At 42.9% G+C, this 16,374-nt stretch carries 17 protein-coding genes; 7 read left to right on the forward strand and 10 right to left on the reverse strand.

What is annotated here, in order from left to right:
- The coding region (locus tag IM507_RS17790) for a Uma2 family endonuclease (RefSeq protein WP_287637445.1) at positions 1-510 on the reverse strand (510 nt) is incomplete at its 3' end.
- Positions 511-828: 318 nt separating this feature from the next.
- On the opposite strand from IM507_RS17790, the gene IM507_RS17795 reads away from it, so the two are divergent.
- Entirely contained in the window at positions 829-2,622 is a 1,794-nt protein-coding gene (locus IM507_RS17795; RefSeq protein ID WP_123230200.1) for a fatty acyl-AMP ligase, read from the forward strand.
- Positions 2,623-2,813: 191 nt separating this feature from the next.
- Here the strand turns inward: IM507_RS17795 and lspA are convergent, their stop codons facing one another.
- From lspA to bioB, 3 genes are read right to left on the reverse strand one after another with little or no spacing between them, the layout of a single operon-like run.
- Positions 2,814-3,284, reverse strand: a complete 471-nt coding sequence (gene lspA / locus IM507_RS17800) for a signal peptidase II (protein ID WP_002742430.1) — start codon at positions 3,282-3,284, stop codon at positions 2,814-2,816.
- Positions 3,285-3,295: 11 nt separating this feature from the next.
- Positions 3,296-3,946, reverse strand: coding sequence for a biotin transporter BioY (locus IM507_RS17805; protein WP_002732446.1), 651 nt, complete (start codon positions 3,944-3,946; stop codon positions 3,296-3,298).
- On the reverse strand, positions 3,918-5,012 hold the full coding sequence (gene bioB / locus IM507_RS17810; protein ID WP_287637448.1) for a biotin synthase BioB: 1,095 nt from the start codon (positions 5,010-5,012) through the stop codon (positions 3,918-3,920). Before bioB ends, IM507_RS17805 begins: the two co-directional genes overlap by 29 nt.
- A 133-nt stretch (positions 5,013-5,145) precedes the next feature.
- Here bioB and rfbC point away from each other — a divergent pair, with 133 nt between their 5' ends.
- The 6 genes from rfbC (at position 5,146) to uvrC (ending at position 11,482) form a co-directional block, all read left to right on the forward strand.
- A complete protein-coding gene (gene rfbC / locus IM507_RS17815; RefSeq protein WP_287637450.1) occupies positions 5,146-5,691 on the forward strand; it encodes a dTDP-4-dehydrorhamnose 3,5-epimerase in 546 nt (181 codons plus the stop codon).
- A gap of 5 nt (positions 5,692-5,696) precedes the next feature.
- Positions 5,697-6,572: a dTDP-4-dehydrorhamnose reductase gene (rfbD, locus tag IM507_RS17820; RefSeq protein WP_002733969.1), complete on the forward strand. Its 876-nt coding sequence runs from the start codon at positions 5,697-5,699 to the stop codon at positions 6,570-6,572.
- 4 nt (positions 6,573-6,576) lie between these two features.
- Complete coding sequence (locus IM507_RS17825) at positions 6,577-7,650, forward strand: glucose-1-phosphate thymidylyltransferase (RefSeq protein WP_069474544.1); 1,074 nt, start codon at positions 6,577-6,579, stop codon at positions 7,648-7,650.
- Positions 7,651-7,897: 247 nt separating this feature from the next.
- Positions 7,898-8,983 (forward strand): 3-isopropylmalate dehydrogenase, encoded by a 1,086-nt coding sequence (gene leuB, locus IM507_RS17830; RefSeq protein ID WP_123230197.1) that lies wholly within the window; start codon positions 7,898-7,900, stop codon positions 8,981-8,983.
- 80 nt (positions 8,984-9,063) lie between these two features.
- On the forward strand, positions 9,064-9,324 hold the full coding sequence (locus tag IM507_RS17835; RefSeq protein WP_002734814.1) for a hypothetical protein: 261 nt from the start codon (positions 9,064-9,066) through the stop codon (positions 9,322-9,324).
- A gap of 280 nt (positions 9,325-9,604) precedes the next feature.
- A complete protein-coding gene (gene uvrC / locus IM507_RS17840) occupies positions 9,605-11,482 on the forward strand; it encodes an excinuclease ABC subunit UvrC (RefSeq protein ID WP_287637452.1) in 1,878 nt (625 codons plus the stop codon).
- A 108-nt stretch (positions 11,483-11,590) separates the two neighbouring features.
- On the opposite strand, the gene IM507_RS17845 is transcribed toward uvrC, so the two are convergent.
- The 6 genes from IM507_RS17845 to IM507_RS17870 all read right to left on the reverse strand — a co-directional run bounded on the left by IM507_RS17845 (position 11,591) and on the right by IM507_RS17870 (position 16,363).
- Positions 11,591-11,875 (reverse strand): hypothetical protein, encoded by a 285-nt coding sequence (locus IM507_RS17845; RefSeq protein WP_287637455.1) that lies wholly within the window; start codon positions 11,873-11,875, stop codon positions 11,591-11,593.
- Positions 11,876-12,210: 335 nt separating this feature from the next.
- A complete protein-coding gene (locus IM507_RS17850) occupies positions 12,211-14,943 on the reverse strand; it encodes an NACHT domain-containing protein (RefSeq protein WP_287637453.1) in 2,733 nt (910 codons plus the stop codon).
- Between the two features lie 171 nt (positions 14,944-15,114).
- Positions 15,115-15,288, reverse strand: a complete 174-nt coding sequence (locus tag IM507_RS17855) for a hypothetical protein (protein WP_002742412.1) — start codon at positions 15,286-15,288, stop codon at positions 15,115-15,117.
- Positions 15,289-15,518: 230 nt separating this feature from the next.
- The gene (locus tag IM507_RS17860; RefSeq protein ID WP_287637454.1) at positions 15,519-15,761 is read right to left on the reverse strand and encodes a PIN domain-containing protein; all 243 of its coding nucleotides are present in this window, start codon (positions 15,759-15,761) and stop codon (positions 15,519-15,521) included.
- A gap of 273 nt (positions 15,762-16,034) precedes the next feature.
- A complete protein-coding gene (locus IM507_RS17865) occupies positions 16,035-16,241 on the reverse strand; it encodes a type II toxin-antitoxin system HicB family antitoxin (RefSeq protein WP_002743279.1) in 207 nt (68 codons plus the stop codon).
- On the reverse strand, positions 16,241-16,363 hold the full coding sequence (locus IM507_RS17870; protein ID WP_287637457.1) for a type II toxin-antitoxin system HicA family toxin: 123 nt from the start codon (positions 16,361-16,363) through the stop codon (positions 16,241-16,243). The genes IM507_RS17865 and IM507_RS17870 overlap by 1 nt, the downstream gene beginning before the upstream one ends.
- Between the last annotated feature and the right edge of the window lie 11 nt (positions 16,364-16,374).

The following is a 16,374-nucleotide window of genomic DNA, read 5'->3' on the forward strand; positions in this document are numbered from 1 at the left end:
ATATAATCCTAACTGTTCACTCCACAGATAACCCCGGTCATTGGGAGAAATGGCTTGATATTGTCCCCCAATTAGTCTAAATCCTTGCAATTCTAAAGTATTAGGATCGAACCAAAAATAATTAGGAGTGCGAAAGGTATTTTGATAGAGAATTTTCTTGTTATTGCGGTCAATATTGGCCGTAGAATCGGAGAGAATTTCGACAATTACATCTGGATATTTACCCTGTTCTCCCCAAACCACCCAACTTTTGCGGGGGCGTTTTTCGGTATCTAAAACCACAAAAAAATCAGGACCACAGAAATCACGTTTTTTTAGTTGTTCCGCGTTGTAGTAGATGGTTAGATTTCCCGAAGCGTAGTAATCACTCCTCTCGCGCCATAATAATTCTAGACAACTAAGGAGAATGATGATCTGTTGCAGGTGTAGATCACTTTCCAATGGTGGTTCATCACTCCATAAATCTGTGGGGGGATAGGCAACTTCTGGGATTATGTCTAGGGCTGTCATGACTTTTTCCCGGTATTTTAGGATTGATTAATTATAGCTTTTTTCTCACAATTGCAGAGATAAGGCGGGGGGATTTCAGCTAATAGGCTCTCTTCTTCTTTGTGTGATAAGTTTAACTTATACAGGAGTGATCAATCTCTGTGTCCTTTGTGTCTTTGTGGTTCCTTCCACTCGCTCGCCAGCAGGACTGTATCTTAGAATACATTTTACCCACCAAACCTAAGAGAGCCAACCAATAACTTAATCCTATACCTTGACCGATCGCCCTCCGCACCTTAAAACTTCTATACAATAGCCCCAATAAGTCCGATAACAACGATGACTGAAACCTTAATTCAACCTGCCACCCTAGTAGAACTCTTACGTTACCGCGCCACGGCACAACCAGAGGGCCATGCCTACACTTTTCTTATTGATGGCAAAAAAGAAACCCCACCTTTAACCTACAGTGAACTCGATCGCCAAGCAAGAGCAATCGCCGCCTATTTGCAAAAATACCAGGCGCTGGGAGAACGGGCCCTGTTACTCTATCCTCAAAGTTTAGAAGTAGTGGCCGCTTTTTGTGGTTGTCTCTACGCGGGAGTGATTGCCATTCCCGTCCCCCCACCGGAATCGGGACGACTTAAGCGCACTCTGCCCCGTTTACGCGCAATTGTCAAGGATGCTAATGCCACCTTTGCCTTAGTTACCGAAAGTATTCTGACTCTTATTGAAGGTGTTAAGGAAGAATTCCCAGAATTCGACCAAATGAAATGGATTACTACCGAAAGAATTGATATTTCCCTGGCGGACCAATGGCAAGATCCCCAGGTGGATAAATCGGCGCTTGCCTATCTGCAATATACCTCCGGTTCGACTAATATCCCCAAAGGAGTGATGTTAAGTCATTTTAACCTGATGCACCATTGCGGTTACTTGCAAAAAGCTTGTGGTTACGAACCGGATAGCGTTACCCTCACTTGGATGCCCTATTTTCACGATTACGGGTTAGTCGAGGGTATCACCGTCCCCCTCTACAACGGTACACCCTGCTATCTCATGTCTCCCTTTGCTTTTATTAAGCGTCCGATGCAGTGGTTAAAAAATATTACTAAGTACAAAGTTACTCATAGTCAAGCGCCCAACTTCGCCTATGATCTTTGTACTCGCAGGATTAAAGCTGCCGATTTAGCGGAATTAGACCTGAGCAGTTGGCAGGCCGCGGGAAATGCCGCCGAACCGATTAACCCGAAGGTCATGGCCAAATTTGTCGATACTTTTGCCGATTATGGCTTTTCTTGGCAAACTTTCGCCCCTGCCTACGGATTAGCTGAATATACCCTCTTGATTTCCAATAAACCCAAGGGAACCACCCCAATTATTACCGCTTTGGATGCAACCGCCTACGAACGCGGTAAAATTGTCCCTGTAGGCTCCGATCGAACCACGGGAGTTAGATACGTCCCCAGTTGTGGTCGTCGCGTCTGTGATACCCGTATAGCCATCGTTAATCCCGATACTTTCACCCTTTGTGCAGCCGATGAAGTGGGCGAAATTTGGGCCAGTGACCCCAGTATGGCCGCTGGATATTGGCAACGGGAAGACGCAACCAAAGAAACTTTTCAAGCTTATCTTGCTGATACAGGAGAAGGACCGTTTTTACGCACTGGAGATTTAGGTTTTCTTCTCGATGGGGAATTACATATCACGGGACGGATTAAGGATTTAATTATTGTCCGTGGCAGTAATCATTATCCCCAAGATTTAGAATGGTCAGTACAGCATCTTAATGAGGTTTTTCGTCCCGATTATGGCGCCGCTTTTTCTATTGAAGATAACGGGGAAGAACAGTTAGTTATTGTCCAGGAATTGGAACGTCGCAGCGGCGAATTAGATACGGCTGAATTAATTGCTGATATTCGTCAGGAAATCGCCGAAGAACACGAAATTATGACCCATGCCATTGTTTTAGCTAAATCGGGAACAATTCTCAAAACTGCCAGTGGCAAAATTCAACGTCGCGCTATTAAACAGAATTTTCTCAATGGGAATATTAGTATTATCGATGCTTGGTCAGAAAATCCTCAGTTAGTTAGTAAATTCGATCGCTCTATTTCTGAAACAGAAGCATAGTTTTTCGGGTGGGCAATTCTCACCCGATCGAGGATAAAGGCTCTTCTGGGTTCTGTGTGATAAGTTTAAGCGATATAGGATAGATCAATCTTTGTGTCCTCTGTGTCTGGAGTGGTTCCTTCCACTCCCTCGCCAGCAGGACTGTATTTGGTGAATACATTTTACCCACCAAACCTAAGAGAGCCAAGGCACTACTTAGAACGAGGCGACTTGTGGGGAAAGGTAGAAATTAATAGGCAAATAATCCCGATATTAATAAAGACATCAGCCAGATTAAAAACAGGAAAATTAATCAATCTAAAATCGAGAAAATCCACCACATAACCAAACAAAAAGCGATCGATACCATTGCCGAAAGCCCCTGCTAAAATAAAACCGTAGGCTAATTGTTCCCAACGGCTTAAATGCGGTCCAAAGTAAGCAAAAGCCATTAATCCCAAACTAACTAATAAGGATAGCCATTTGAGCCAACCAACACCGCCCCGAAAAGCACTAAAAGCCGCCCCAGTATTAATCACATAGGTGAAATGAAAAACCCCCGGAATAACCGGAAAAGTATCACCGATTTGCTCAAAACTCTGCACGGTTATATACTTAGTTACTTGGTCTAAACTTAGACCAAGCACCGCCACTATCCAAAACCAGCGATTTTTTTTTAACATTGGCTCTGGCATCAATAAAATAATAATTTACGGAAGAAAAAGGCAATAATTGCCACCACACAAATTACTACTAACTGCCCTAAAAATGGCCAGACTGAATAATTCATAAATAGGGTGGGCAAACTATCGGGAAAGGTGATTTGACTGGCTTGGGGCTGAAAAATCGACAATCCCAGCATATATAATAAACCGCACAGATGAATCACTAACAAACCGGCAAAGGCACTTAAAGCCAGAGTTTCTATCTTAGCCCGCCAGCGAAAAGCCAACCAACCACACAGCCATGCCCCCGGCATAAAGCCTAAAATATAGCCAAAACTGGCTTCTTTCAGATAACCCATTCCCCCACCCTGGGCAAACACTGGCAACCAAGTTAAACCGAGAAAAATATAGGCCACCTGGGCAAGAAGCCCGGCATTTTTGCCCCCCAGACAGCCCGTTAATAATACTGCCCCAATTTGGTAAGTTATGCCTAGTTTTTGCGAAGATAGACCCGCAGCCGACCAACTAGCTAGGCTTACTGGAACAAATGTACTAAAAATTGTCAGCAACAAGCCAATCAAAGCCCAGATTAACTCATTGGGAACCGATGCGGAAGTGCGCCGCGGCGGAGATTCTCGTCCTCGACGTGATTTAGGTTGTCTGTTGGGGTTGGTATTCACCGGGGATGGGGGCTTCTCCTCCTATTAAACTAAGATCAGCCAACATCGCCTGATCCTGTTGGGGCGGTTGTCCTAGGGTGGTCAAATAATGCCCAATCAGCATAGCATTAATTCCCGATTTTAGCCCCAGATTTTGCAATTCTCCCATCACTGCCTCTCGTCCCCCGGCATAACGGAGGATTTGTTGGGGTAAGATAAACCGGAAAATAGCGATCGCTTTTAGGGCAGTAAAAGGATCCAGTTTGGGTAAATGACCTAAAGGGGTGCCACTTCTGGGGTTTAATAGGTTAATCGGCACTGATTCCACTTCTAATTCCGCCAGAGAAAAAGCTAAATCAATGCGATCAGTCCAACTTTCCCCCATACCGATAATTCCCCCCGTACAAGCTTGAATTCCCGCCGCTTTCAGGTTTTTTACCGTTTCTACCCGATCCTGCCAACTGTGGGTGGAGACCACGTTAGGATAAAAATTCTCGGAAGCCTCCAGATTGTGATTATAACGGGTAACTCCGGCTTCTTTTAAGGCCTGGGCTTGGGGGAGGGTTAACTCTCCCAGGGCGCAGCAGGGTTTAATATTGGCGGTTTCGATGATTTCTTGAACTGTGGCCAGTATTTCCTCGAATTCCTGCGATTTAGGGCTATTGTACTTTAATCCCCGGCCTTGACTAACTAAACAGAAGCGTTTGGCCCCCGCTTCGGCTGCCGCTTTCGCATGGCTGACGATTTCCTCGCGACTTTTTAAACCGTAGATAGGCGAATCTTGACCGGGATGGTGGACGGATTGGGAACAAAAACTGCAATTTTCCGAACAACTTCCCGATTTTATGTTGATAATGCTACATAAATCCACCGTATTACCACAACAGGCCTGACGAATGCGATCGGCAGCTTCACATAAGCTGAAAATATTTTCCTGACCTTCGATCGCAGTTAAAGCTAGGGCCTCTTGCTTACTGAGTCGATCGCCAGCGATAATCTGATTAGCCCTAGTCTGTAACCAGTTTTTTAAGGCTTCTCCCTCCACGGGGATAGATTGAGTAGCGGTGTGTGTAGAGACTTGTACCACGTCGTTTATGCTCTGACTAAGTTAGGCTCATCTTATCATTATTCAGTTACCGGGGAAAGATTAATAAAAAACTTTAGAAAAAAATGCCCTTTTGTGCTAGACTACCCGCAAAAGTTATCTTGTCTCCGATTTTATGAAAGTTATTCCGACGGAAATTCCTGATGTTTTAATTATTGAACCGCAAGTTTACGGAGACGATCGAGGTTTTTTCTTGGAGAGTTTTAATCAGAAAGATTTTCGAGAGAAAACTGGGGTTAATACCACTTTTGTCCAGGATAATCACTCTATGTCCTTAAAAAATGTCCTGCGAGGATTGCACTATCAAATCCCCAATCCCCAGGGTAAACTGGTGCGAGTGGTGAATGGTAGTGTTTTTGATGTGGCAGTGGATGCGCGTCAAAGTTCCCCCACTTTTGGGCAATGGGTAGGCTGTATTTTAAGTGCGGAAAATAAACGGATTTTCTGGGTTCCCGAAGGTTTTGCCCATGGCTTTCTAGTCCTCTCCGATCGAGCAGAATTTCTCTACAAAACCACTAATTATTATTATCCAAAGTACGAAAAAACTATTTTATGGAATGATGCCGATTTAGGGATTGATTGGCCTCTAGAGACCCCCCCGATTCTCTCCCCTAAAGACCAAGCTGGACAACCCTTTAAATCCGTGGAAGTTTTCCCCTAAAGACGATGAAAAAAGTTTTACTAATTGGTGCTAAAGGTCAGGTAGGACAAGAGTTACAGGTAACTTTGCCATACTTGGGCGAAGTTATTAGTATCGGTCGAGAAGAACTAGATTTAACTAACTCGGAAAAAATCAGCCAGTTAATTAGGGAAATTCACCCCGATTATCTGGTTAATGCCGCCGCTTATACGGCAGTGGATAAAGCCGAAACCGAACCAGATTTAGCCTATTCTATCAATTCTATAGCTCCAAAAATCATGGCGGAATCTGCCGAGAAAATTAAAGCTAAATTTCTCCATATTTCTACCGATTATGTCTTTGATGGTCGAAAAAATACCCCCTATCTAGAAACCGATCTAACTAATCCTTTAGGGGTTTATGGACAATCAAAGTTAAGGGGAGAAGAGGAAATTAAAACTGTTAATTCTCAGGCAATTATCCTCCGGACTGCTTGGGTTTACGGCAGTTATGGCAAAAGTAATTTTGTCAAAACTATGCTGAGATTAGGCAAGGAAAGAGAGGAGTTAAAAGTAGTTGTTGATCAGGTGGGAAGTCCCACTTGGGCAAAAGATATCGCCACGGCCATTACTCACCTTCTAATTAATGTCGATAATCCCCCAGGAATCTATAATTTTACTAATAGCGGTGTCGCCAGTTGGTTTGATTTAACTAAAGCGATTTTTGAGGAGGCAAAAATAAGCGGTATTCCCTTAAAAATTCAGAGAGTAATTCCCATTACTACTGCTGAATATCCTACCCCAGCAGTGCGTCCGGCCTATTCGGTTCTTTCCAGTCAAAAAATCTCGCAACAATTGGATTATATTCCTCCCTATTGGCGAGATTCTCTCAAAGCTATGCTCAACCAACTATTTAATCTTTAAAACTATGAAAGCACTAATTTTATCCGGTGGTAAAGGTACGAGGTTACGTCCCCTAACTTATACTGGGGCAAAACAGTTAGTTCCCGTGGCCAATAAACCGATTTTATGGTATGGAATCGAGTCAATTGTCGCCGCAGGAATTACCGATATTGGCATTATTATCAGTCCCGAAACTGGGGAAGAAATTCGTCAGACCACGGGCAATGGTGAACAGTTTGGCGCTAAGATAACTTATATTCGCCAAGATCAACCGGCAGGATTAGCTCACGCGGTTAAAACTGCCCAATCTTTCCTAGGAGATTCCCCCTTTATTATGTACTTGGGTGATAACCTAATCGAGGATGATTTATCGCCCTTTTTAGACTCTTTCCAAAAACAGTCCCTTGATGCTTTAATTCTATTGCGAAAAGTCTCTAATCCTAGTGCTTTTGGGGTGGCAAAAGTAGATGAAACCGGCAAAGTTTTATACTTAGTCGAAAAACCCAAAGAACCCCCCTCAAATTTAGCTTTGGTGGGGATTTATTTTTTTGCCCCCACCATTCACCAAGCGATCGCATCTATTCAACCTTCGGGCCGGGGTGAGTTAGAAATTACCGACGCTATCCAAGAATTAATCAATCAAAATAAAGCAGTAGAAGCCAATAAACTACTGGGTTGGTGGTTAGATACCGGTAAAAAAGATGATTTATTAGAAGCAAATCGGATTATCCTCGATACCAGTCTAGAAATCGCTTTACAGGGAGAAATTGATGCTAATAGTCAGGTGATCGGACGGGTACAAATTGGTCAGGGTAGTAAAATTATTAATAGTACCATTCGCGGTCCTGTCATTATTGGAGAAAATTGTCACATTGAGAATTGTTTTATCGGTCCCTACAGCAGTATAGCTAATGGAGTAAAATTAATTGATGCCGACATAGAACACAGTGTAATTCTCAAAGATGCCACGATTATTGGCATTCATCAGCGCATAGTTGATAGTGTTATCGGACGACGGGCAAAATTAGAAATCGCCCCCCAACGTCCAAAAGCTTTACGCTTTATGATTGGGGACGATTCCCATGTGGAATTAGTCTAGTTATTGGGGATTAACTGCCCCTTTAATTAGGGTTTGCGGCAAAAAGTTTTTCCTGGGTGTAGGGTGTAGGATTTTACCGATTTTCAGGGAAAAAGTCCCGGAATTTTCCTCCCAATCACTGCAATCGCTGGCACTTTTTGATGGGAAAAAAGTCTAAAAGCCTTATCCAACAAGGTTTTTAGATTTATTCAGCCAACCCTAACTATGTTATAATCAAGAGTCTGACCTATTTTACCGTTCTAGAACTATGACGCAACAGTATCGCATTACCCTACTACCCGGCGATGGCATCGGGCCGGAAATCCTCGCTGTCACCGTAGAGATACTGAAAGTCATCGGTAAAAAATTTGACCTCCAGTTTGACTTCCAAACCGCTTTAATTGGAGGGGCAGCCATTGATGAAACCGGCAATCCTCTCCCCGAAGCAACCCTGAGCGCCTGTAAAAATAGTGATGCTGTTCTCCTGGCCGCTATTGGGGGTTATAAATGGGATAATTTGCCCCGGCAGCAAAGGCCGGAAACCGGATTATTAGGCTTAAGATCTGGTTTAGGTCTTTTTGCTAATTTACGTCCTGCCACCATTTTTCCGCAATTAATCGACGCTTCTAGTCTCAAACGGGAGATTATCGAGGGAGTGGATATCATGGTCGTCCGGGAATTGACCGGGGGTGTCTATTTCGGTCAACCGAAGGGGATTTTTGAGACAGAAACGGGAGAAAAATGCGGTGTAAATACCATGGTTTACTTAGAATCGGAGGTGGACCGCATCGCTAAGGTAGCCTTTGAAATTGCCCAAAAACGCGGCAAGAAACTCTGTTCCGTCGATAAAGCTAATGTTCTTGATGTTTCCCAACTCTGGCGCGACCGGATGACGAAAATCGCCGCTAATTATCCCGATGTGGAACTTTCCCATCTCTACGTCGATAACGCAGCCATGCAGTTAGTCCGGGCCCCCAAACAATTTGATACTATCGTCACGGGCAATTTATTCGGTGATATTCTCTCCGATGAAGCGGCCATGTTAACCGGTAGTATCGGAATGTTACCCTCCGCTAGTTTAGGGACTGCTGGGGTGGGAGTTTTTGAACCCGTCCACGGTTCGGCCCCGGATATCGCCGGCCAAGATAAAGCCAATCCGATCGCCCAGATTCTCAGTGCTGCTATGATGTTAAAATATGGGCTAAATCAGCCTTTAGCGGCAGCAGCACTGGAAAAAGCCGTAGAAAAAGTCTTAGACCTCGGTTATCGTACTGGAGATATTTTCTCAGAAGGTATGACCTTGGTGGGATGCCAAGCTATGGGCCAGGCCATCCTGAAAGTTTTAGAATCATAACAAAAGTGGCATAATTCGGAAATCGTCATATACCATTGATTTAATAAATATCTCAATTTAATCGTGGGGAGACGAGTGATATGGTGGCCCTATCCGAGAAAACAGAACAACAGCGTGTCGATATGGAAATCCCAATTTTGTTAGATCCTACTGTCTTACGGGCAGCCAGACGCATTTATCGCATCTACTGTACCCTCAATAGCCGAGTTAGTAAACGTCCTTTCGGTGTCGCTATTAACCGCGACAATCATCGCGGCCAATTGATTTTTAACAATAAACCGATTCTTCTCCCCGGAGAGTGTTTCGTCCCGATTAAGCAAATCGAATCGGAAGCCTATTAATTTTTGTGAAGATTTGCCCCGAATATCTTGCCAAACGTCAGCTAATACCCACTGACGTAATTTTTTTGTCTAATATAGGGTTTGCTGAATAAATCTAAAAACATTGTTCGATAAGACTTTTAGACCTTTTTGCAATCCAAAAGTACCGGCCATTGGAGTAATGGGGGGGAAAATTCCTGGACTTTTTCCCTGAAAATCGGTAAAACCCTACACCCCACACCCTACACCCCACACCCCACACCCAAGACAAACTTTTTGCCGCAAACCCTAATATAAAAAGATGTTCGGGAATAATCTTAACTCTACCCTAATCCAAGACCTCGATCGCCTAGAAAATCGTCTTCGGGAAATTCCCCTCGAACCGGGGGTGTACTTCCTGCGCGACCAAAATGGCGAAATTCTCTACATCGGTAAATCCAAAAAACTCCGGTCTAGAGTCCGTTCCTATTTTCGTCCCAGTCAACCCCTTAGTCCCCGCATTGCTTTGATGGTGCGACAGGTGACAGAAATTGAATTTATCGTCACCGACACGGAAGCAGAATCCTTGGCCCTAGAAGCTAATCTGATTAAACAACATCAGCCCCATTTTAATACTCTCCTCAAGGACGATAAAAAATATCCATACATTTGTATTACTTGGTCGGAAACCTACCCGCGCATTTTTATTACCCGCAAACGGAGCATAAATAACCAAAAAGACCGTTATTATGGTCCCTACGTCGATACTAGGCTGCTGCGCTACACTTTACATCTAATTAAACGCACTTTTCCCCTGCGTCAACGTCCCCAACCTCTGTTTAAAGACCGTCCCTGTTTAAATTATGATATCGGTCGTTGTCCGGGGGTTTGTCAAAAATTAATCAGTCCCCAAGATTATCGGGAAACCTTGCAGAAAGTGGCGATGATTTTTCAGGGAAGGACGGGGGAATTATTAGAGAAATTAGCAGCAAAGATGCTAGAAGCGTCGGAAAACCTAGATTTTGAAAAAGCGGCCACGATTAGGGATCAAATTCGCGGATTACAGGCTCTTAATACCGATCAAAAAGTCTCTTTACCTGATGATACCGTATCCCGGGACGCGATCGCTTTAGCTAAGGACGAGCAGCATTGTTGCATACAATTATTCCAAGTGCGTTCTGGTCGTTTGGTGGGACGTTTGGGATTTTTTGCCGATAGTCAGTCAGCAAACGAGGGAGAAATCCTGCAAAAAGTCCTAGAAGAACATTATTTATCGGTGGAAGGGGTGGAAATTCCCAGCGAAATCCTGTTACCCTGCGAATTACCGGAAGGTGAGGTGTTAGCGGGGTGGTTAAGGGAAAAAAAAGGTCGCAAAGTCGAGTTAACTGTCCCCCAACGGCAAAGTAAAGCGGATTTATTAGCTATGGTCGAGAAAAACGCTCTTTATGAGTTAGAAAAGACGAAAAGAAGCGCCGACCGGGATTTACAGTCTTTGCAGGATTTAGCGGTAATTCTCGATTTACCGGCACTACCCCACCGCATCGAGGGTTATGATATTTCTCATATTCAGGGTTCTAATGCAGTCGCGTCGGGAGTGGTGTTTATCGATGGGGTGGCCGCTAATCAACATTATCGTCACTATAAAATCAAAAATCCCGAGGTTAAAATCGGCCATTCCGATGATTTTGCCAGTTTAGCAGAGGTAATTCGCCGGCGTTTCCGTCGTTATGCCGAAAATACCGATAATATTGCCGAAAGTGATGATTTTCCCGATTTGGTTATGATTGATGGGGGAAAAGGACAATTATCGGCAGTGGTGACAGTTTTAGGGGAGATGAATTTATTAGAACAGGTAAAAGTTGTTAGTTTAGCTAAACAGAGAGAGGAGATTTTTTTACCAGGAGAATCCTCTCCTTTAGAGACAGATAAGGAACAACCCGGAGTGCAATTATTGCGTCGAGTCAGGGATGAAGCGCACCGCTTTGCTGTTAGTTTTCACCGACAACAAAGGATGCAAAAAAGTCGCCGTTCCCGTTTGGATGAGATACCGGGGTTAGGTTTTAAGCGACAAAAGGAGTTATTAGCTAATTTTCATTCGGTGGATTATATTCGCGAAGCTTCCCTAGAACAATTGCAACAGGTGACAGGAATTGGGGAACAATTAGCTAAGGAAATTTATAATTATTTTCATCCTAGGTAGGGATAAGCTGTTGAAGAATATCTAAGGCTTGACGGGGGGTTATGATGAGAATATCTTCAATAAAACTCTACGTTCTACAAGCGATCGCACTACAACTAAAAACCTAGACTAACGCGGAGTAACTTCACTCAACGCTTCTTGCAGCACTTCATCACTTACACCATGACGCTTCAAACTAGCAACGAGAGCAGAAATTGTATCTCCCTCTAGACGCTCCAAATCCGCACGCAGCCCTTGTCCAATGTAAGCACGCATCAAAGGTTGATAACCTGAGAAACCAAGCAACGGTGCAACCCGCTTTAAATCTTCAATCACATCTTCGGGAATAGGAATCGTGATTGTAGTCATAGGGCGATTTCTCTCCAGTCGTTTTTTTAATGCCTCAACTTTCATAATACCGTCATGGTTGATCGGGTTAATCCTAGATTTCTCGTCATTCCAAACAAAAGTAATGCCACTGAGGACAAAATAGACATCCATACTTGTAGTGTAGGCAGGATGTATTTACATTGTCAATACTTTATTAACACACCCTACGAGGCTAGTTTTAGCAAATCCGATTTATCCCCACTCACCAGATAATCGGCTCTCTTGGGTTTGGTGGGTAAAATGTATTCTAAGATACATTCTTCCTAGCGAGGGGGTGGAACGAACCACAAAGACACAAAGGACACAAAGACTGATCGATCATATTGTAAGTTAAACTTATCACACAGAACCTAGAAGAGTCACTCGGTTTTAACTTCCGTATCGAGAATCGTCCCTTTGACGTTAGCATCTTTAAAATTAGCCCCTTCAAGATTTGCCCCTTCAAGATTTGCCCCTTCAAGATTTGCCCCTTCAAGATTTGCCCCGTAAAGATTTGCCCCTGCAAGATATGCCCCTGCAAGATTTGCCCCTGCAAGATTTGCCGCTTCAAGATTTGCCCATTGAAGATTTACCCATTGAAGATTTGCCCCTGCAATATCTGTCCCTGGAAGCTCTGCCCTTTGAAGCTCTGCCCTTTCAAGATTTGCCATGTAAAGATTTGCCACATCAAGATTAGCCCCTCCAATATCTGCCCCTGCAAGATTTGCCATGTAAAGATTTGCCCCGCAAAGATCTCGATGTATCAACAGACAGTTTTGTAAATCAAGAAAACTGAGGCAATCTAACACAAACATAGGCTTATAATCTATTCTTTGTCCCTGAAGACGGGCTAACCAATTGCCGAAAGCTTCAGGAGAAGGCCATTGAATGGAAGAAATTTCTTTGGTGACTCGCCCACAGGCATTAAATACCGCTAATAAAGCTTCCTCGGCATTGCGTGCCTGTCGCATTTCCTCCTGAAAATTGGGGCGGTTTTTTAAACCCTCCATCGGCATTCCTTTGTCCAAAAGATATTCAATTAAATGACCCAGAGTTTTCTGCCACTGTTTCACTTCATCTGGGGACTGTAATTGCATTTGATTGACAATAAAACTAAAAAGATATTCATCTATTGCCGTCGGTCCGCATAAAGTCGCCCAGGTAATTAAAGCTTGTCTGGGATCGTAGTCATTGTCATAATCATTTTCACTGTCTTGTAATTTCTTATGAATTTGCTTAACTCGGTCAACAATTCTGCGGGCAGTTAAATATTCACCAAAACTTTTATGGGTAAATTCAAAGGTTTTTTCGCTGCCTCGTAAATCGCCACTTTCTCGAAAATAAAAGGCTGTTAAAAGACGGGTAATACTCCCTTGGGAATCGCTTTGAAAACTATCTTGGAAATTTTTTAGGAGATTTTTTAAGCCATTATTTTCACAATGTTCTTTAATCTCTATAACGGTGGTGGTTCTACCGTTACCATGCCAACAGGAAAGGGCAATTTCCATTAAAATTAGCACAAAATCTTTTTCTGTAATCCCTTCTATAGCCCGGTGGCCTGGACTATTTTTTTCATAACCTCGCTCATAGACTGCCTTGAGCAAATTGTCATAAATATTATTGAGGTTAGTTTCTTGGGAAAATTGAACCTCGCCTCGTTCAAAAGTGAGAGCAATAAGATAATTTAATAGCGGTTGAGCGGTAATTTCTTGTAAATTTTTCCCCGATAATTCCGGCGGTAATTGTGCATAGTTTTTCCCTTTAGCTTGCCCATACTGTTGCCACCATTGATGACGTTGATCGACTTTTAATAAGTTATCGACATCGCTAAAATCATCGCTTTTATCAACCCAATAGGGTAAAATGGTGATAATTTGCTGAGGTTTTTTAAAATTATTTTTATTGGATTGTACCACCACATCACGCCCACTAATCAACACTTGTAAACGGGTTTTATTGTTATTAAAACTTTTGACCTGTTCTCGTACTTCATTAATAAAATTTTGGGCGACTTCTTGGGCGATTTTTCCCTGCATAGATAGCTCATCTAAGCCATCAAAGATAATTAGTAATTTTAAATCTTGATCCCTCGGTTCTAGGGGATTTTCTGGTAAAAAACCGTCATGTTGAACAAAAGTTTGAACTGCTGTTACTAAATCGGTGGAGAAACTCAAGCGATGCAAGGGAATATATAAAACTTGTTTTTCTAAGCGAGCTTGTTGGGCAGCAAATACCTTACAAAAGGAGGATTTTCCACTACCCGGCCCACCGGTCAATAAACGGATAGCATCATCGGATTTTGCCGCTTCTAACCATGTTTCTAACTGCTCTTGGAGCTTGATAACAATGCGTTTAAATGATGGCTCTCGATGGTAATCTGTGTCTGTGGTGGCTTTGATTTCTTCTTCATAAAATCCCCGTAGAGGTACATAAATTTGCTTTAAACTAAAGGTTTCCCAAAAAATAGGTTCATCGATCTGTTTTTGCAACCAAGCTCGATAATGTAACCAGCCTCTTTCTCGTTTCCAAGCATTGTTAAAAGGAGTGTCGATTTCATCTAAAAGCAGACTGTATTCATCTCGTTTATCTTTCCATTGTTCCTGCAATGCTAAGACAAAATAAGCTGGTAAACGGTTACTTAGGCTCTTCGCTTCCTGGGAATTACTGATTAAATTATTTGTTGTTAACCACCGTAAAAAAGCTGCTTGGATTGGTGCGACTATAGGTAATCTTTCGGGATGCTCAAAAAAATCTTGATCGAGAATTAATTCCGGCTCTTCTAAAAAGTCGGTAATCTGACGGTAAAGTTCTTTTAAAGGCAGCTTTTCAACTTCTTGGGGCAGTAAATCAGCATTACTTTTAAGTAATCCTTTCATCGCTTTCATTAGCGATTGACTTATTAATAAACCCGCTAATTCCCCCGGAGTCCGACTTAAACCAAGATCATCTAAAACTTCTACTCCATTTTCGGCCAGATCATCCCACTGCAAAAATGCCCCGTTAAGAGCGGCTTTTCCCAGGGTACTAAAGAGACTTCTCAGATTGACTTTAACTTGTCGTTTCCAGATATTTTGGGGTTTGGAAACAGAAATTCCAGCAGCTGATTCGGACATAGAAAAAAGCGATCAATAAAGCTTATGTAGTCTATTATATAAGTAATAACAACCGTTGAGGTGGTTGGGTTGCGCTTTTTCAATCGAATTGAGCCATTTTCGACCCCGTATTGTTTCGCTCAACTCAACCTAGGAGGCAAGGCGATCACCTTTAAGCGATCTCAATTTGAGTTAAGATGATGGCAAGTTAGGCAATTCAGCGTATTTGAGAGTAAACCCGTAGGATTCCGCAGCCTTTTTCGCGGCAATGTGAGACTTCAGTAAATAGTCATGGATGGACGTGCATTCCTCCGACAATCTTGTTTGAGTTTTATCTTTTTCTTGCAAAATCTCTGAGCGGATCATAAGTTGTTCTCCTCTTTGAATAGTTCAAGTGGTGTGACAATTTCAGGTGTTGACAAGCCAAGACGGGCATTGATAACGCGAATATGCTTCCGTTTGTTAGCATTCGCTAGATGGTTGCAATTCCAAGTAAGGAGATATTGAATGTCAAAATAGCTGGCATAGGCAAGATGTAGAGCGTCGCCCACAAGAGACCTTGGCATGACATAGTTGGCAAGATAAAACTCGACAACTTATTCAAGAGCAGAAGTCGGCGGTAGCAAAGGAATCGTCGAAACCAAATGGATAATTTCAGCTTTACGCGGATAGTTTCCGTTGGTTAGTTCTTGAAGCACAGCATCCGAAATATATAAATCATAATAACTGGACATCTCCGACCACCACTTCCTTGTGATTTCGGTAAAAGTTTTTAGAGCTTCACGCTCATCAAAGTAATAACTCGGAACCGTGGAATCCAAGTACACTTTTTCTTTCATGATAATAACTGATCGACAAGACTAAATTAAAGCCTGAAGCAGCCGTATGGTAGCCCCCTCTATTCTACTATCCTATCTCTGTAACGAAGTTGTTGCACTGTCATGCTTGACCTCGATCATCTCTCAGAGCGATCGCACTTGGACTTGATCGCATTGAAACTTCTCCATTTTATCCCAAACATTAGCGGTGCGTTACACGCGCGTTAACGCACCCTACAAGATCGGCGATCGCACTTAACAGATAAAAGTCGCGGACAGGATGCAGGTGATCGGTTACGCTTCGATATACTGGCAATAGGTGGCTGGTTGGGGAATTGGCAGACCTTCCTCTTGTAATCCATCCAGATGAAATTGAATTGCTTCTTTCATATTTTCTGTGATTTCCTCTAGGGTTTTACCTGTAGTAACACAACCGGGTAAATCAGGAACATAAGCGGAATAGTTATTTTCAGCTTTTTCGATAATAATCGCATAACGCATTAGTTATTGTCTCCTTCTTCTAGATATTTATTCAATTGAGCTTGTTTGAAAATACTCCGTAAAGTCTTAATCGCTAAATCATCGGATGGCTTACCCGGAACAGTAACTAAACCTGATTTCAGAGAATGTTTGA

The organism is Microcystis sp. M20BS1 (assembly GCF_020245305.1).
Classification (GTDB): Bacteria; Cyanobacteriota; Cyanobacteriia; order Cyanobacteriales; family Microcystaceae; genus Microcystis; species Microcystis ichthyoblabe_A.